21 protein-coding genes and 1 tRNA gene are annotated in these 16,411 nt (G+C 69.3%); 14 read left to right on the top strand and 8 right to left on the bottom strand.

Annotation, left to right across the window (positions count from 1 at the left end; all coding sequences use genetic code 11):
• Positions 1-19 precede the first annotated feature (19 nt).
• From JL108_RS01830 to JL108_RS01815, 4 genes are read left to right on the top strand one after another with little or no spacing between them, the layout of a single operon-like run.
• Entirely contained in the window at positions 20-199 is a 180-nt protein-coding gene (locus JL108_RS01830; RefSeq protein WP_185972921.1) for a DUF2273 domain-containing protein, read from the top strand.
• Positions 192-584, top strand: coding sequence for an Asp23/Gls24 family envelope stress response protein (locus JL108_RS01825; protein WP_205196631.1), 393 nt, complete (start codon positions 192-194; stop codon positions 582-584). Before JL108_RS01830 ends, JL108_RS01825 begins: the two co-directional genes overlap by 8 nt.
• Positions 581-1,102, top strand: coding sequence for a DUF6286 domain-containing protein (locus JL108_RS01820; protein ID WP_205196630.1), 522 nt, complete (start codon positions 581-583; stop codon positions 1,100-1,102). The genes JL108_RS01825 and JL108_RS01820 overlap by 4 nt, the downstream gene beginning before the upstream one ends.
• Entirely contained in the window at positions 1,099-1,692 is a 594-nt protein-coding gene (locus JL108_RS01815) for a hypothetical protein (RefSeq protein WP_205196629.1), read from the top strand. Before JL108_RS01820 ends, JL108_RS01815 begins: the two co-directional genes overlap by 4 nt.
• Before the next feature lie 45 nt (positions 1,693-1,737).
• Here JL108_RS01815 and JL108_RS01810 read toward each other — a convergent pair whose 3' ends face one another.
• Complete coding sequence (locus JL108_RS01810; protein ID WP_143911324.1) at positions 1,738-2,139, bottom strand: cyclic nucleotide-binding domain-containing protein; 402 nt, start codon at positions 2,137-2,139, stop codon at positions 1,738-1,740.
• A gap of 112 nt (positions 2,140-2,251) precedes the next feature.
• Between JL108_RS01810 and JL108_RS01805 the strand changes: the two genes are divergently transcribed.
• Entirely contained in the window at positions 2,252-3,778 is a 1,527-nt protein-coding gene (locus JL108_RS01805; RefSeq protein ID WP_205196628.1) for an adenylate/guanylate cyclase domain-containing protein, read from the top strand.
• 415 nt (positions 3,779-4,193) lie between these two features.
• On the opposite strand, the gene JL108_RS01800 is transcribed toward JL108_RS01805, so the two are convergent.
• A tRNA-Arg gene (locus tag JL108_RS01800) sits at positions 4,194-4,266 on the bottom strand.
• 69 nt (positions 4,267-4,335) lie between these two features.
• Between JL108_RS01800 and JL108_RS01795 the strand changes: the two genes are divergently transcribed.
• The 4 genes from JL108_RS01795 to JL108_RS01780 are packed head-to-tail and all read left to right on the top strand — an operon-like array spanning position 4,336 to position 7,129.
• The gene (locus tag JL108_RS01795) at positions 4,336-5,265 is read left to right on the top strand and encodes a PHB depolymerase family esterase (RefSeq protein WP_205196627.1); all 930 of its coding nucleotides are present in this window, start codon (positions 4,336-4,338) and stop codon (positions 5,263-5,265) included.
• 14 nt (positions 5,266-5,279) lie between these two features.
• Complete coding sequence (locus JL108_RS01790; protein WP_205196626.1) at positions 5,280-6,065, top strand: HAD-IIA family hydrolase; 786 nt, start codon at positions 5,280-5,282, stop codon at positions 6,063-6,065.
• 4 nt (positions 6,066-6,069) lie between these two features.
• Positions 6,070-6,966: an NAD(P)-dependent oxidoreductase gene (locus JL108_RS01785; protein ID WP_143911328.1), complete on the top strand. Its 897-nt coding sequence runs from the start codon at positions 6,070-6,072 to the stop codon at positions 6,964-6,966.
• Positions 6,959-7,129, top strand: a complete 171-nt coding sequence (locus JL108_RS01780) for a hypothetical protein (protein WP_185972924.1) — start codon at positions 6,959-6,961, stop codon at positions 7,127-7,129. Before JL108_RS01785 ends, JL108_RS01780 begins: the two co-directional genes overlap by 8 nt.
• 6 nt (positions 7,130-7,135) lie before the next feature.
• Here JL108_RS01780 and mscL read toward each other — a convergent pair whose 3' ends face one another.
• The 3 genes from mscL to JL108_RS20375 form a co-directional block, all read right to left on the bottom strand.
• The gene (gene mscL, locus JL108_RS01775; protein ID WP_205196625.1) at positions 7,136-7,567 is read right to left on the bottom strand and encodes a large conductance mechanosensitive channel protein MscL; all 432 of its coding nucleotides are present in this window, start codon (positions 7,565-7,567) and stop codon (positions 7,136-7,138) included.
• 68 nt (positions 7,568-7,635) lie between these two features.
• Entirely contained in the window at positions 7,636-8,205 is a 570-nt protein-coding gene (locus tag JL108_RS01770) for an SAF domain-containing protein (RefSeq protein WP_205196624.1), read from the bottom strand.
• Between the two features lie 67 nt (positions 8,206-8,272).
• Positions 8,273-8,611, bottom strand: coding sequence for an FmdB family zinc ribbon protein (locus JL108_RS20375; RefSeq protein ID WP_205196623.1), 339 nt, complete (start codon positions 8,609-8,611; stop codon positions 8,273-8,275).
• 70 nt (positions 8,612-8,681) lie between these two features.
• Here JL108_RS20375 and JL108_RS01760 point away from each other — a divergent pair, with 70 nt between their 5' ends.
• The 5 genes from JL108_RS01760 (at position 8,682) to JL108_RS01740 (ending at position 14,710) form a co-directional block, all read left to right on the top strand.
• The gene (locus JL108_RS01760; RefSeq protein WP_307837152.1) at positions 8,682-10,082 is read left to right on the top strand and encodes a hemolysin family protein; all 1,401 of its coding nucleotides are present in this window, start codon (positions 8,682-8,684) and stop codon (positions 10,080-10,082) included.
• Complete coding sequence (locus JL108_RS01755; RefSeq protein ID WP_143911332.1) at positions 10,079-11,131, top strand: hemolysin family protein; 1,053 nt, start codon at positions 10,079-10,081, stop codon at positions 11,129-11,131. Before JL108_RS01760 ends, JL108_RS01755 begins: the two co-directional genes overlap by 4 nt.
• Positions 11,128-11,610 carry a GNAT family N-acetyltransferase gene (locus JL108_RS01750; RefSeq protein ID WP_205196622.1) on the top strand — a complete coding sequence of 161 codons (483 nt, stop codon included), beginning with the start codon at positions 11,128-11,130 and terminating at the stop codon, positions 11,608-11,610. The genes JL108_RS01755 and JL108_RS01750 overlap by 4 nt, the downstream gene beginning before the upstream one ends.
• Before the next feature lie 334 nt (positions 11,611-11,944).
• Positions 11,945-13,510 (top strand): glutamine-hydrolyzing GMP synthase, encoded by a 1,566-nt coding sequence (gene guaA, locus JL108_RS01745; protein WP_205196621.1) that lies wholly within the window; start codon positions 11,945-11,947, stop codon positions 13,508-13,510.
• Between the two features lie 147 nt (positions 13,511-13,657).
• Positions 13,658-14,710 (top strand): glycerophosphodiester phosphodiesterase, encoded by a 1,053-nt coding sequence (locus tag JL108_RS01740; protein ID WP_205196620.1) that lies wholly within the window; start codon positions 13,658-13,660, stop codon positions 14,708-14,710.
• Here JL108_RS01740 and JL108_RS01735 read toward each other — a convergent pair.
• Genes JL108_RS01735 through JL108_RS01725 form a run of 3 tightly spaced genes read right to left on the bottom strand, consistent with a single transcriptional unit; the run spans position 14,643 to position 16,410 of the window.
• Positions 14,643-14,882, bottom strand: a complete 240-nt coding sequence (locus JL108_RS01735) for a PspC domain-containing protein (RefSeq protein ID WP_143911336.1) — start codon at positions 14,880-14,882, stop codon at positions 14,643-14,645. The two genes, JL108_RS01740 and JL108_RS01735, sit on opposite strands and share 68 nt — an antisense overlap.
• A complete protein-coding gene (locus tag JL108_RS01730) occupies positions 14,879-15,064 on the bottom strand; it encodes a hypothetical protein (protein ID WP_143911337.1) in 186 nt (61 codons plus the stop codon). Before JL108_RS01730 ends, JL108_RS01735 begins: the two co-directional genes overlap by 4 nt.
• Positions 15,061-16,410 carry a PspC domain-containing protein gene (locus JL108_RS01725; RefSeq protein ID WP_205196619.1) on the bottom strand — a complete coding sequence of 450 codons (1,350 nt, stop codon included), beginning with the start codon at positions 16,408-16,410 and terminating at the stop codon, positions 15,061-15,063. Before JL108_RS01725 ends, JL108_RS01730 begins: the two co-directional genes overlap by 4 nt.
• Between the last annotated feature and the right edge of the window lies 1 nt (position 16,411).

The raw sequence follows: 16,411 nt of genomic DNA, 5'->3' as shown, positions 1-16,411 counted from the left end.
TCGGAGCGAAGGACAGATCATGAACAGTTCGACTGCCGGCCTCATCGCCGGACTGCTGATCGCGATAGCGATCACGACCGGGGGATTCCTCGGATTCCTGCTAGCGATCGTGCTCGGCGGTGGAGGCCTGCTCATCGGGCGCCAGCTCGCCGGGGAGATCGATCTCGGCGACGTCTTCGCGGGTCGTCGCCGTGAGTGACCTGCTGTATACCGCCGCCGACGCCCCCGGCACCGGCGCCGATCGCCCACCCGAGGACCGTGGCGACCTGCACGTGCACGATCGGGTCGTCGAGAAGATCGTCCGGCGGAGCGCCCTCGAGGTTCGCGGTTCGGTCGTCGGGCACTCCGGCCTCGCCGTGGTCGGGACCGACTACCCGTCGGTCCGGGTCGATCTTCGAGCGGGGCACGCGTGGATCAGTGTCGACATCGCCGCCGGCTGGCCCGCGCCCGTCGAGCAGATCGCCGAGAGGGTGCGCGACCGGGTGCGGCAGCGGACCGAGGAACTGGCCGGCGTCACCGTCCAACGGGTCGACGTCACGGTTCATGTCGTCGAGTCGTCGTCGTCCCCGAGGAGGGTGCAATGAGCAGCTCCCTGGTGCCGACGGCCCGTCCGTCGGCGACACGCGTCGTGGCCTTCTATGCGTTGCTGGGCATCGCGCTGGGTGTCGTGGCCGTGCGCGACCTCGCCGTGGCGCAGGGGTGGGCCGCGGGGAAGCCCTGGTACGAGAGCGCGATCGAGGGGCTCGACGGTCTCTCGGCCAGCTCCGCGGCGACGGCCGTGGGCGTCGTCATCGGCGTGATCGGAGTGGTGGCGCTGATCGGCGCGCTGCTGCCGGCGCGCCGCACCCATGATCGCACCGAGGCGACCCCGGGCCTGTGGGTCAGCTGCCCCGCGATCGCCACGCTGGCCGAACGTGCCGCCGAGCGCACGCCGGGGGTGTACGAGGCGTCGGCGGCTGTGCGCCGTCGGCGCGTGATGGTGCGGGTCGCCGGTTCCGAACCGGAGACCGCCCAGCGGGTCGAGGACTCGGTGAAGCGGGCCCTCGACGGTCTGACCGACCGACGGATCGTCGTCAAACGACGGGAGGTGAAGGTCCCATGAGGCGGAAGGGACGTGTGACGGACCGCCTGCTCGCGGTCCTCCTGGGAGCGCTCACCACAGCCGCTGGGGCGGCGGTGGCGTTGTGGGGCCTCGATGCCGTGCCCCGATGGCCGTCGACACTAGACCTCTCGCAGATCGACGATGCGGTCGTCGACACCGAATGGTGGCCCTGGGTATGGGCCGGCATCGGTGTGCTGCTCGCCCTGCTGGCGCTGACGTGGCTCCTGCGTCGTGCCCGCCCGGTGTCGCGTCCGCCGGCGCTCTCGCGTGCCAGCACCGACGCGGGAGCGGTGAGGGTGGATCTGGACTCGGTCGCCGGGGCGGTCGCGCGCAGGCTCGAGGGCATGGCCCCCATCAGCGCCGCTCGCGGCAAGGGTGTGGACGCGCGCGGCATCTTCCGGGTCGAGGTGCGCGCGGCGATCGACGAGATCTCCGACGGACCGGCGATCGCCCGGGCGGTCGAACGCACGCAGCACGAGCTGGACGAGTCCTTCGGCGACGGCCGGGCCGTGTGCCAGCTCATGGTGTCCGCGCCGAGTCGCTGGCAGGCCTTCCGGCGGCGCGGAGGCACGACGCCGCGGGTGCACTGACGATCTGGTGGGGCAGCGGTCACAGGCCGGGCCCCACCAGATCGGTCAGCCCTCGATGCGGTGCTTCGCGGCGTCGCGCAGCGCCTCCGCGAAGGCGGGATTGTGCGCGGCCAGCTGCTCGAACGCCTCGGCGGTGAAGTGCAGCGCCTGGACATCCGTGGTGGTGACCACCGTCGCGCTCCGCAGGCGGCCGGTCACCAGGGCGATCTCGCCGACGACATCGCCGGGCTGCAAGGTGGCGACGACGCCTCCGTCCTTGCGGATCTCCACGGAGCCGTCGAGCAGGATGTAGGCCTTGTCGGCGGGCTGGTGTTCGAAGATCATCGCCCAGTTCGCGGGGATGTGGACGGTCTGACCCGTGCTCGCCAACGCCTTGATGGTGGCGTCGTCGAAGTCGGTGAGACGCTGCAACGCCGAGACGACGTCGGCATCGGACTTTCGTGCCATGCTGGTTCCTTTCGGTGCGTTGAGCCCCACCGTAGGCCAGTTCCTGCTTTGATGTGGAGCGATGCGTCGAAGTTCAGACGTTCATCTGATGACCGCACAAGGAGCAACGGACATGGGACGCGCGGAGTCACGCATGTTCGGGTCGCGCCTCCTCGGTCCGCCGGACCAGTCGACGCGCCGGCTGCGGGTCCGGGTCCAACTGCTGCTGAGCATCCTCCTGGTAGGAACCCATCTCGTCGGCGTCGGCATCGTGGTGGTCCTGTCGACCGTCGTGATCCCGGCTCCGCCCCCGAATCGCGCGATGTGGATCGCGCTGGCGATCGCCGTGCCGGTCTATGTCGCCGTCGCGATCGCCGTGGGTCTGGGCTGGGGCACGGCGAGGGCACTGTCGGCCCTGCAGTGGGCGCTGCGAGGCGAGGACCCCACGCCGCGCGTGCTCCGACGATCGCTGCGGGTCCCGGTCGCCTTGACCACGACCCAGGCCCTGCTCTGGCTCGGCGGCGTCGTGCTGTTCACGCTCCTGGCGGCGATCATCCAACCCGATCGGGCGCTCATCACGGGATTCACCGTGGCGATCACGATGGTGATCGTCTCGGCCATCGCCTTCCTGTTGAGTGAGTTCGCGTTGCGCCCGGTCGCGGCGCGCGCGCTGGCGGCGGGCGCTGCCCCGCAGGCGCGTCTCGGGGTCGGGGCCCGGATGCTGTTCTTCTGGACCCTCGGCACCGGGGTGCCGGTCGCGGGGCTGCTCACGGTGGCGTTGCTGTCGTTCATGCTCGACGACATCGACCTGCGGCTCATGGCGGTCACGACCCTCGTCATCGCCACGGTGGTGCTGGTGTTCGGCTTCTTCGTCACCTGGCTCAACGCGCGGGCGGTCACCGCTCCCGTGCGCACGGTCCGCGACGCCATGCGCGACGTGCAGTCCGGTCGTCTGGACGTCGAGGTCCCGGTCTACGACGGCACCGAGCTGGGCGCGCTGCAGGTCGGTTTCAACGAGATGGCGACCGGGCTGCGCGAGCGCGAGCGGCTCCGCGATGTGTTCGGCCGTCAGGTCGGCCGCGATGTCGCCGAGGCCGCACTGGCCGATATCGAGCTGGGTGGTCAGTCCCGTGAGGCCACGGTGTTGTTCGTCGACCTGACCGGATCGACCGGCTTCGCCACCGACCGGGACCCTGCCGAGGTGGTCGACGTCCTCAACCGGTTCTTCGGGGTGGTCGTTCAGGAGGTCGACGCGCACGACGGCCTCGTCAACAAGTTCATGGGCGATGCGGTCTTGGCGGTCTTCGGGGCTCCCGCCGAGCGGGAGGACCATGCGACCCTCGCGTTGGCCGCGGCTCGGTCGATGGCGCTGCGACTGCCGCGCGAGATGCCCGAGATCGACTTCGGGATCGGGGTCGCCACCGGCCGTGTCGTCGCCGGATATGTCGGGCACGAGTCGCGCTTCGAGTACACGGTCATCGGCGATGCGGTGAACGCCGCGTCCCGGATCACCGACCTGGCCAAGCGGGTCGAGGGTCGAGCGTTGGCCGACGGGGCCAGCGTCGAGGCTGCCGGAGCCGAGCGCGAGTGGGTCGAGCACGAGACCGTCACCCTGCGCGGCAGGACCACCCCGTCGCACCTCTTCGCACTCACGGAGTGACCGGCTCGTCTTGCCCTCGCTCTGCGGAGCGCTGGGGGAGAAATTGGCCGCGAGTGGTGCGCATTCGCCCCGGAAACGCCTCTCCGAGGGCGAATTCACACCACTCGCAGAGCTCCGCGCAGGAAGGTACACCCTCAACACTCGCGACAGCGTCCGGTGATGTCACATGCTCTAGACTAGAGAGCGAAAGCAGGGGCACGTCTCCCTGTTAGAACCTCACCAAGGGCCCGGCGGTCTTCACCGCTCGGGCCCTTGGTCTTCTCCAGCCGCTTGCATGGCGTCGCCCACACCATGATCCTGCGCCATCTGAATTGAGGATTGTCGGAGTTGCGTCACCATTGCGCACCGGCCGGGAACACCGTCTGACCAGGCGTTCCGTCGGATGCAACCTGTTGTACGCACCCATGCGTCGTTGTGCCCCAGGCAGGATTCGAACCTGCGACACCCGCTTTAGGAGAGCGGTGCTCTATCCCCTGAGCTACTGAGGCGACGCGAACATCTTCCCACGACGGGCCGCCACCCTGAAGTCCGGCGTCGACAGTGGCACACTCGGGTGCGTGCTTCGCCGGATCATCGTGCTGCTCGTCCTGTGCGCATCGATGGTGGCGTGCGCGCGCGAGCCCGCTCCGGCGCCCCCGCCACCGCCCGCTCCCACCTGGAACGCCGGGCCGGAGGGAGCGTGCGAGGTGCCCGAGACCGGCGCCTCCGCGCACACGCTCGACATCGACGGCGAGAAGCGGCGCTTCGCGGTGGACGTCCCCGACGGGTTCAACGGCGAGCGTCTCCCCGTGGTCTTCGTCACCCACGGCCGCGGGGGCGAGGCGACCGCAGCGATGGCCTACACCGGGTTCCCCGAGTACGGGCAGCAGTACGGCTTCATCGTCGTCGCCCCGCAGGCCGAGGGGAGACCCGCTCTCTGGGACTTCTCCACCGGACCGGAGGTCGAGGGCTCGGACTTCGCCTTCATCGCCGCCCTGCGCGAGCACGTCGTCGAGACCTGGTGCGGTGACGACGAGCAGGTCTTCATGACCGGCTTCTCCAATGGCTCGGCGATGACCTTCGCCGCCGCTTGTCTCCCGAGCCTGCGGTTCAAGGCCTTCGGGGCCGTCGCCGCTCCCGGCTACGTGCCCGAACGCTGCGACAGCGCACCTCCCGCGTCGATCATCTACGCCCACGGCACCGCCGATCCCGTGGTGCCCTTCGTCGGCGGGGAGACGGTCATCCAATGGGTCGAGCCCGCCACCCAGGTCATGAACGCCTGGGCACTGCACGACGGGTGCGCGCACGTCGAACGCGAACAGATCGCCGAGGACGTCCAGGTCACCCGATGGGATGTCTGCCGCGACGAGAGCCGACTCGTGTTCTACGTGATCGACGGCGAAGGGCACCACTGGCCCGGGGGTCCGTCGCTGCCCGGGCTCGGCGCGAGCACCCGCTCGATCAACATCACAGCCCTCATGACCGAGTTCTTCGGCCTGTCCAACTGAGCCGGTAGGCGACAATGGGTGACATGGACAAACCGATCGAGAACTGGCTGACCGACATGGACGGCGTCCTCGTGCACGAGGAACGCGCCATCGACGGTGCGTCGGAGTTCATCCGTGCCCTCCGAGACAGCGGTCGCAAGTTCATCGTGCTGACCAACAACTCGATCTACACACCGCGAGACCTTCGCGCCCGGCTTCGCACGAGCGGCATCGACGTGCCGGAGGGCGCCATCTGGACGAGTGCCCTCGCCACGGCGAAGTTCCTCAGCGAGCAGCGCGAGAACGGCACCGCCTATGTCATCGGCGAATCCGGTTTGACGCAGGCGCTCTACGATGCCGGATACACCATGACCTCCCGCGACCCCGAGTACGTCGTGCTCGGAGAGACCCGCACCTACTCCTTCGAGGCGATCACCCGCGCTATCCAGCTGATCGTCGGCGGCGCCCGCTTCATCGCCACCAATCCCGACACCACCGGGCCCTCGCCGACCGGACCGCTGCCGGCCACCGGCTCCGTCGCGGCGCTCATCACCCGCGCCACCGGGATCGAGCCCTATTTCGTCGGCAAGCCCAATCCGCTGATGATGCGCAGCGCCCTCAACCAGATCCAGGCCCACTCGGAGACCACGGTCATGATCGGCGACCGGATGGACACCGACGTGCTCTCCGGGCTGGAAGCCGGCCTGCGCACCATCTTGGTGATGACCGGCTCCACGCGACGTGAGGAGATCGAACGGTTCCCGTACCGTCCCAGCCGCGTCGTCGACTCGATCGCCGACGTCGTCGACCTGGTGGGGTGAGGCCGTGCGCGTCTTCCTGACCGGTGCCAACGGCGTCATGGGTCTGGCCACCGTCGACGCCCTGGTCGAGGCCGGGCACGATGTCATCGGTCTGGTGCGCAGCCCCGGAGCCGCCGAGATCGTCGAGCGCCACGGCGGACAGGCGTGGTACGGCGATGTGTTCGACCCGACCGCGTTGCGCGCGGGGATGGACGGCTGCGATGTCGTGGTCAACTTCGCGACACGCATCCCGATCGGCGCGACCGCCTACCGCCCCGGTTCGCTGACGGCCGTCAACCGCCTGCGGCGCGAAGGCGCGGCGACCGTGGCCGAGATGGCGCGCGAGCTTCGAGTCGAACGGTTCGTGCAGCAGAGCCTCAGCTTCATCTACCAAGGGCGCGGCGATGAGTGGATCGACGAGTTCTCGCCGGTGGACGTCACCTGGGTCACCGAGGCCCTCGTCATCGCCGAGGATCACGCCCGGTCGATCGAGGAGACCGGCGGCGTGTCGGTGCGGCTGCGCTACGGGCTCATCGTCGGCGACGACCGCAACACGCGCTACGTGCTGAGCCGGGCCCGCCGCGGCAAGCCCTTCGCCCTCGGAGATCCCGACGGATGGATGCACGTCATCCATCCCGACGACATCGGCACCTCGGTGGTCGCCGCGCTCGGGGCACCCGCCGGGGCCTACAACGTCGGTGCGGAGCCGTTGCGCCGCCGGACCTACGCGGATCTGATCGCCCGCGCCGCCGGACGCGAGCACGGCGACTTCCTCGCTCCCTGGATCGTCGAGCTCGGCGGTGACAAGATGGAGATGCTGACCCGGTCGCACCGCGTCAGCTCAGCGCTCTTCACCGAACGCACCGGGTGGCGTCCACGCCACCGCGAACTCACCGAGGACTGGTTTCCCGCTCGTGACTGACGAGACCGCGTCACAACGCCAGCAACGGCTGCGCCGCGCCGCCGAGCTGCTGGGCGATCTGATGCCCGAGACGACGAGCGACGAACGTGACCCGGGAGGCGACGACACCCGATCGCGCGAACGCGATCTGCTGCGCGACCGCCCCCCGCATCACGGAGGCTGACCGTGCTTACTGTCGGTCGGCGGGCGGAGTGTCGGGCGTGCGCTCGAAGTCGCCTCCGGCGAGGGCGTCGCGGATCTCGCGCAGCAGCAGGATGTCCTCGGTCGGGCCCTCGGGCTCGGGCTCCTCGCCGCGTTGCAGACGCTCCAGCAGCCGCTTCGAGGGCACGACGAAGATGAAGTAGACCACCGCGGCGGTGATGATGAACGTGATCACCGCGTTGATGAAGCCGCCGACGTTGATGAAGGTGTTCGGGTTGTCCCCGAGGACCCGGAAGCCGAAGCCCTCGGCGTCGACCCCGCCGAGCGAGGCGATGAGCGGGTCGATGAACGACGAGGTGAAGGCCGCGACCAGCGCGGTGAAGGCTGTGCCGACGACCACCGCGACCGCGAGGTCGACGATATTGCCGCGGAACAGGAAGTCCTTGAAACCCTTGAGCATGTCTGCGTTACCCCCTGGTGGAGAAAGCCATCAGGTGAACTGTATGCCCCAGCGCAGTGATGGACCAGTCATTCGAGGGAGTGGACGAGGGTGAGCCTGCCCACGAGGGCGGCGCGGGCGATCGCGGCGGCGGCCTCCGGAGCCGCCTGGATGCCGACGGCGGTTCCGGCGTCCCCTTCCTCGATGAGGACGACGGAGGCGGCCGTGGCGAGGGTCAGCTCGTCGTCGTCGGCTCCGTCGGCGATCGCGAGGACGTCGACGCGATCACCGGGGCGCACCAGCGCCGCCACCTCCGGCTCGACGACCACGCTCGCGAGCACCGTGCCCTCGTCCAGGGACCGGGGATCGATCACCCGGCGATCGGTGAACGGCTCGCCCGCCCGCATCGGTCCGGCGACCTGGCGTCCGGCGATCTCCTCGGCGGGATGAGCCACGGCCGCGTCATCGGGAACCTCGATGACGCGGATGTCGTCGGCAGCCAGTCGGTGGCCGCTCGGCAGATCGTGTGCCGCGACCTCGACTCGCGTGGTGGCGGGGGACTCCGTGAGCGCCGCGAGCGCGAAGAGGACCGCCAGCCCGGTGAGGACAGCGCACAACGAGCGGCGGTGGTCGGCGATCAGACGTGACAGGCGCTCCATGCCGCGACACTAGGGCGAGGAGGTGGATCTGTCCCCGCTCGTCCACAGGGTCTTCGCGACCCGTGACTCAGCTGCTGGTCGAGGCGGTGCCGCTCGAGGACGATGTGGAGGACGAGGCGGTCGAGGAGCTGCCCGAGGTGGAGGACGACGATCCCGACGAGTCGCCGGAGGAGGACGCGCTCGAGGGCGAGCTGTTCGACGACGAGCCGTTCGAGGAGGATGACGATCCCGAACGGCTGTCGTTGCGGTAGAAACCGGAGCCCTTGAAGACCACGCCGACGGCGCCGAACACCTTGCGCAGGCGGCCCTGGCACGCCGGGCACTCGGTGAGCGCGTCGTCGGAGAAGCTCTGGCGGATCTCCAGGCCTTCCCCGCAGTCGGTGCACTGGTACTGGTACATGGGCACGGTAGGTTCTCTCCCCACGGTAGAAATGCTGCCATCTGAGGGTACAGTGGCGTCCTAGCGAACCACGGACGTGGGACGTGACGATCTGTCGACCGAGGACTTCACCGCCGTGACCGAATGGCTGCTGCTGGCCGCCTCCCTGTTGCTCATGATCGGCTGCGGCGTGTTCGTCGCCGCGGAGTTCTCCTTCGTCACCGTCGACCGCGCGACCGTCGATCGGCGTGCCGCGGCAGGGGAGCGCGGTGCGGCGGGAACCCGCAAGGCGCTGACGACCCTGTCCACTCAGCTCAGTGGCGCGCAACTGGGCATCACGATCACCAACCTCGCCATCGGCTACCTGGCGGAGCCGGCGATCGGCCGGCTGCTGCACGACCCGCTCTCCGCCCTCGGCCTGTCCGGCGGGGGTCTGCGCGCCGCCGGCTATGGCATCGCCCTCGCGCTCAGCACGATCGTCACGATGCTCGTCGGCGAGCTCATCCCGAAGAACTTCGCCCTCTCCTTGCCGTACCGCACCGCGGTCTTGACCCAGCTGCCGCAACGGTGGTTCACCCGGGCGATGGGCTGGCCGATCCGCGGCCTCAATCAGATGGCGAACAACACCCTGCGCTGGCTCGGCGTGGAGCCGCAGGAGGAACTGCGTTCGGCCCGGTCGCCGATCGAGCTGCGATCGCTCGTCCTGCGATCGGCCGATCACGGGGCCATCGACGACGAGACGGCCGACCTCGTCGCTCGCAGCATCGCCTTCGGCGACCGCACCGCCGCGGATGTCCGCACGCCCCGCGTACGGGTCCGCTTCCTGAACGAGCACGACACGGCCCTGGATCTCATCGAGGCGGCGCGGCAGACCGGGCACTCGCGCTTTCCCGTCATCGGCACGTCCCCGGACGACATCGTCGGCATCGCGCACATCAAGCAGGCGGTCGCCGTGCCGGTCGACCGCCGTCGTTCGGTCCGGGTCGAGGAGATCGCCGACCCGCCCACCACCGTGCCGGACTCGATCGAGCTCGATCCGCTGCTGTCGCTCCTGCGCGAAGAGGGTCACCAGATGGCGATCGTGCTCGACGAGTACGGCGGCACCGACGGGGTGGTGACGCTGGAGGATCTCGTGGAGGAGATCGTCGGCGACATCGCCGACGAGCACGACCGGCTCTCGGCGCACAGCCGTCACCGTCGCGACGGCACGTGGTCGCTGTCGGGTCTGCTGAGGCCCGACGAGGTCTTCGAGCGCACCGAGATCGCGCTCCCTGAGAGCGAGGACTACGAGACGATCGCGGGGCTGATCCTCGAACGGCTGGGTCGCCTCGCCGAACGCGGCGACCAGATCGTGCTGGAACTCACCCAGACTCCGGACAGCGACGAGGAGTCGCTCGTCCCGCTGCTCGTCACGTTGACCGTCGAGCGGATCGAGGGACGCCGGATCGACCGCGTGTCGATGACCGTCGAGGAATCGATCGGCGGTGGCGAGCAGTGAACAACTGGTTCGCGATCGGCTTGACCTTCGTGCTGCTTGGGCTCAACGCCCTGTTCGTGGCCTCGGAGTTCGCGCTCATCTCCGCGCGGCGTACGCAGCTCGAGCCGCTCGCGCAGTCCGGCCGACGCTCCGCGCGGCTCGCGCTCAAGGCGATGGAGAATGTCACGCTGGCGATGGCCGCGGCACAGCTCGGCATCACGATGTGCTCGCTGGGGCTCGGAGCGATCAGCGAACCGGCGATCGCCCACCTGCTCGAACCCGCTTTCGAGCTGCTGGACGTGCCACCCTCCCTCGTGCATCCGATCTCCTTCGCGATCGCGCTCACGCTGGTGGTGTTCCTCCACGTGGTCTACGGCGAGATGGTCCCCAAGAACCTGGCCCTCGCGGCTCCCGACCGCGCCTCGCTCGTGCTCGGCCCGTTCATGCTCGGGGTCATCGCGGTGCTCAAGCCGCTCGTCATCGCCCTGAACGCCATCGCCAACAGCGCGGTCCGGATCGTCGGCATCGAGCCCAAGGACGAGGTGGCCTCGACCTTCACGCACGACGAGGTCGCCGGTCTCGTGGAGGAGTCGCGTCGTGAGGGACTGCTCGACGAGGACGAGTACGACCTCGTCACCGGAGCGCTCGACTTCCACGACGCGACGGTCGCGCGCGTGCTCATGCCGCGCGACACGCTCGTGACGATCGGCCGGGAGGCGACACCGGCCGATGTGGAGATCGCCTGCGCGCGGACGGGCTTCTCGCGGTTCCCCGTCGTGGACGACGACGGGGAGCTGGTCGGCTACCTGCACATCAAGGACGTGCTGGAGACCGATGACGCCATCCGGACCGCCCCCATCGCCGACAAGTGGGTGCGCCCGCTCGCCACAGTGGGGTCGACTGTGGGCCTGCTGGATGCGCTGCGCACGATGCAGGCGCGAGGCTCGCACATGGCCCGGGTGGCGGACCAGGGCTCCGGCACTGTGCTCGGCGTGGTCATGCTCGAGGACGTGCTCGAGGAGCTCGTCGGCGAGATCCGCGATGCCGGACGTCAGGGAAGCCGGCCGTGAACGACGCCCGCGCGATCGGTCTTGCCTCGGTCGGCGACGCCGAGGTGATCGCCCGTCTGCAGGTCGATTTCGCCGTCGAGTTCGACACCCCCACGCCGACCTATGAGCAGCTGCTCCCGCGTTTTCGGGCCCTGCTGGGCCACCCCTCGGCCTTCGTCCTGCTGTCCGGGCCGCCGGCCGATCCCACGGGTTATGCGGTGGTGACGCTGCGGCCCACCGTGTACTGCGAGGGCCCGCTGGCCGTGCTCGACGAGCTCTACGTCGTCCCTGCGCTGCGCGACGGAGGCATCGGCACGTCGCTGCTGCAACGCGCCGTCGACGAGGTGATCGCCCGCGGCGGTGGCGAGATGCACATCAATGTCGACGAGATCGATGTCGACGCCCGTCGCTTCTACGAGCGGCACGGGTTCGTCAACATCGAGCCGGGCACCGACTACCGGATGCTGTGCTACCTGCGCGAGCTCGACGATCGCTCCTGACAGACGAGAACCCGACCCGAAGGGAGTGATCGGGTCGGGCTCTCTCACGCCGCGCGGGCGCGGGGTCCGGCCGGGAGGGAGGGAAATCGGTGCCGTACCCACTGTGCCCAACGACACGTCCGTGGCGAGGTTATGGCCGCCTCGGCACTTTCCGGACGAGGTGACTGATCGTGATGCTTCGTGGTCGCGATGGCGACCCGAAAGCATCGACATCGGTCCGTGGCCGGCGAGAAGTCGATGCTGTGCGGCTGCCCTGACGACCACGAGGCATCATCATCGGTCCTCGACGCCGGGCGGGGCGAGGACGGCTGTGGCGGCTCCCTAGAATCGAGGGGTGAGCCCAGATCATGACCTCGTCCTCGTCGTCGACTTCGGCGCTCAGTACGCCCAGCTCATCGCCCGACGGGTGCGGGAGGCCAAGGTGTACTCCGAGGTCGTCCCCCACACGATGCCGGCCGAGGAGATGCTCGCCAAGGAGCCGAAGGCGATCATCCTGTCCGGCGGACCCTCGTCGGTCTACGAGCCCGATGCGCCCGCGCTGGCGCCGGGCCTCGTCGATGCCGGGATTCCCGTCTTCGGCATCTGCTACGGCTTCATGGCGATGGCCCAGGCTCTCGGCGGCCGCGTCGCCAAGACCGGTCAGCGCGAGTACGGACGCACCCGGGTGACGGTACGCGAGCCCGGCACGCTGCTCGCGGGTCTGCCCGAGCGGCTCACCTCCTGGATGTCGCACGGCGACGAGGTGGTCGAGGCGCCCGAGGGGTTCACCGTCAACGCCACGTCGCCGCGCGCCACCGTCGCGGCCTTCGAGGATGTCGGCCGTGGTCTCGCGGGGGTGCAGTGGCATCCCGAGGTGCTGCATTCTGAGCACGGCCAGCGGGTCATGGAGCGGTTCCTCCTCGAGATCGCCGGCTGCCGGCAGACCTGGACGAGCGTCAACATCGTCGACGAGCAGGTCGAGCGGATCCGTGAACAGGTCGGCGAGGCTCGGGTCATCTGCGCTCTCTCCGGAGGCGTCGACTCGGCGGTCGCCGGGGCTCTGGTCCAGCGCGCCATCGGCGACCAGCTCACCTGCGTGTTCGTCGACCACGGACTGCTCCGCGAGGGGGAGGCCGAGCAGGTCGAGCAGGACTTCGTCGCGTCGACCGGGGTCACGCTCAAGGTCGTCGACGCCGTCGACCGCTTCCTCGGGCACCTCGACGGTGTCTCCGACCCGGAGGAGAAGCGCAAGATCATCGGCCGCGAGTTCATCCGCGTCTTCGAGCAGGCCGAACGCGAGGTCGTCGAGGCGGCACCGGAGGGCCAGCCGGTCCGGTTCCTCGTGCAGGGCACCCTGTATCCCGATGTCGTCGAGTCCGGCGGCGGCGAGGGCGCGGCGAATATCAAGAGTCACCACAATGTCGGCGGGCTTCCCGAGGATCTCGAGTTCGGTCTGATCGAGCCGCTGCGGACGCTCTTCAAGGATGAGGTCCGCGAAGTGGGCCGCCAGCTCGGGCTGCCCGCGGGCATCGTCGAACGGCACCCCTTCCCCGGCCCCGGCCTCGCGATCCGCATCGTCGGCTCGGTCGACGCCGATCGTCTGCGCATCCTGCGCGCCGCGGACAAGATCGTGCGCGAGGAGACCACCAGGGCCGGTCTCGACGCCGAGATCTGGCAGTTCCCGGTGGTGCTGCTGGCCGATGTGCACTCGGTCGGCGTCCAGGGCGACGGCCGCACCTACGGTCACCCGATCGTGCTGCGCCCCGTCACCAGCGAGGACGCCATGACGGCCGACTGGGGACGGCTCCCGTACGACGTCCTGGAGCGGATGTCCACGCGCATCACCAACGAGGTCGACGAGGTGAACCGCGTCGTCCTCGACGTCACCAGCAAGCCCCCCGGCACCATCGAGTGGGAGTGACCCTCGCGTCGTGGCGGTAGGCCATCAACCCTTCCGCGCCCGGTGGCGGTAGACCGTCAACCTCATCCGTAGCCCATAACGTTGATGGCCTACCTCCAGCGGAGGGGCGTTGCCGCGGGCTCACGTCCGTTCCGTAGCGTGGGGGCCGTGAGCGCGCCGATCGTCATCGCGCACCGAGGGGTTCCCGGTGCGCGACTGGAGCACACCGCCGAGTCCTATCAGCTCGCCATCGAGCAGGGAGCGGACTACATCGAACCCGACCTCGTGATGAGCCGGGACGGCGTGCTCGTCGTCCGTCACGAGAACGAGCTCTCCTCGACGACGGATGTCGCCGACCGCGCGATCTTCGCCGACCGGAGGACCACGAAGGATGTCGACGGCGTGGCGGTCACCGGCTGGTTCAGCGAGGACTTCACACTCGAGGAACTCAGGTCGCTGAGCACCCGCGAGCGGATCCCGGAGGTGCGTCCGGGCAACCTCGGCCTGACGGGGACGATCCTCACCTTCGAGCAGGTCATCGACATCGCCGAGGCCGAGAACGCGCGTCGCGGGCCCGGGGAGCCGCGCCTCGGCATCTACCCGGAGACCAAGCACCCGACGTACTTCAACGCGCTCGGATACGACATCACCGACCTGCTGTTGTCCACGCTACGAGGCCGCGATCTCGACACCGAGCGACCCCGGTTCCCCGTCATCATCCAGTCCATGGAGCCGGGCAATCTGCGCTGGCTGCGCTCGCGGACCTCGCTGCCGCTCATCCAGCTCCTCGAACACGGCGGCGCCCCGTACGACCATGTGCTCGCGGGAGACTCCCGGGACTACGCCTTCCTCGCCTCCGCTGCCGGTCTCGCCTTCATCGCGGAGTACGCCGACGGAGTCGGAGCCCACAAGAGCCTGGTGATCGCGCGTGACGCCGAGGATCGGCTCGCGGCCCCGACGGCGCTCGTCGGCGACGCCCACGATCTCGGTCTGGCCGTGCACGTGTGGACGCTCCGCGACGAGAACCACTTCCTGCCCGCCGACCTGAGGAACGGCCAGGGCCCCGCCGATCACGGCGATGCCCTGGCCGAGTACCTCGCGTTCTACGACGCGGGTGTCGATGGCGTCTTCAGCGACTCCACCGCCCGTGCGATCACTGCACGGGACCGCTGGGAGCGTCGGTCCCCGTCTGCCACGGGGTCGCCGGCTCCTGGGGCATGATCACCCAGGCCACGATGTAGGCCACGACGCTCACCGGCAGCGTCACGAGGACCGCGACGAGAGCCACCAGTCGCACGAGCGTCGCGTCCCAGCCGAAGTAGGCGGCGATGCCGCCGCAGACGCCCCCGAGCCACTTGTCCTGGGTCGAGCGGGTGAGCTTCTTAGCGGTCATGTTCTCCTCCTGAAGGTCAGGGCCACGCCGATCAGGCCGATCACGATGAGGGCGATCGGTCCGGCGAGCCGCAGTTGAGCGCCGGTCATGACGTCGTACTCGAGTGCTGTCCATCCTGCCGCGACGAGCAAGAACAGCACGCCGAACACGAAGGGTGTCACCCGGAAGGGATGGATGTTCATCGTCGGATCACCTCGATAGCTCCGGCCGAACTGTTGATGGATAGGTGGAAGACATCCGACCCGGGGTCGCCGTAGTCGAGATGCGGGCTCCAGCCGTCGGCGGTGCGCTCGAAGACCTTCACCTGGCCCGCCCAGCGGATGGCGGCATCGACATGGACGTCGAGATCGCGGGGTACGACGACCCGCACCAGGCCGAGCCCGTGATCGATCTCCACGGACTCCCCGGCGAGATCGTCCGGGACCGAGACATCGGTGAGGTCATAGGTCACCTGGCCGGCGCCGGTGTCGATCGCGCGGGTGGCCTGGCCGACCGATGTCGGGGTGAAGGTGAAGTCGCCGGCACGGGCATTCGGCAGCGCGGACGTCGCCGCGAGAACGACGCACAACACGAGACCGACCGGGACGAGGAGTCCGGCATTGCCGATCTTGCTGCCCACGAGCAGGCCCACAGCGGTGAGGACCAAGCCGGTGAGCGCGTAGATCTCGGGAACGACATTCGCGACCTGCTCGGACCAGAGCCACAGGCCACCCCAGGCGAGCAGGATGAGCGAGACGGTGCCGAGGAACAGAGCCGGCGACCAGGGAGTCCGCGGAGGCCCTGGGGGCGGGGGAGGACCGTGCATGAGGGGAGGCCCGGACGTGGGCGGCTGTGCGCCATCGTCCTCGTCGTCCGAAGCGATGCCGTCATCGCCCGACTCATCGGCCGTCTTCTCGGTCGAGCCACCGGCGGGGGTTGGCCCGAGCGTCGTGGTGACGGAGTCATGTCCGGCCGGAGACGGGGTCGCGGCGAACGGCGGTGAGCCTGGACTCGGCGGGCCGTACGGGACCCCCGGAGCCGGTGGACCGTACGGAGTCCCCTGGGGCGGCGAGGCCTGGGTGCCGCGCCGGTGCCGTCCTGAGACGAACCAGTAGACCAGGGCGATGGGGACGGCGACCCAGAACATCACCCAGAGCGTCACCCAGGCCCAGCCGCCGAGTCCCCAGGCGCTGTCGCCGAGGATCGCGGCGATGGCGATCGCCCCCGCGATCGCCAGGCCCACCATCCGGACCTGCTTCTCGTTCTCGCCGAGGCCGAACATCTCGCCCAACACGCTGCGGTCCTTGCCCTCCTCCGGCATGAGGAGCCAGCACGCCCCGTAGAGCACGAGGCCGGACAGCCCGACGAGGGTGAGCACGACGAAGCCGACGCGCACGATCACCGGATCGATGCCGAGCCAGCGGGCGATGCCGGTGGAGACACCGGCGATCATCCGATCCGAGCGCGGTCGGCGTGCGTTCTCGAAGTCCTGGAGTCGGCGTGGCGGCGAGGACGCGTCCCGCGGCGTCGATGTGTCCTGATCGTTCATG

The sequence above is a fragment of the Aeromicrobium sp. YIM 150415 genome (assembly GCF_016918125.1).
Taxonomy (GTDB): domain Bacteria; phylum Actinomycetota; class Actinomycetes; order Propionibacteriales; family Nocardioidaceae; genus Aeromicrobium; species Aeromicrobium piscarium.
Note: the sequence above shows the minus strand (reverse complement) of the source record. Positions and strands in the feature narration are given on the sequence as shown.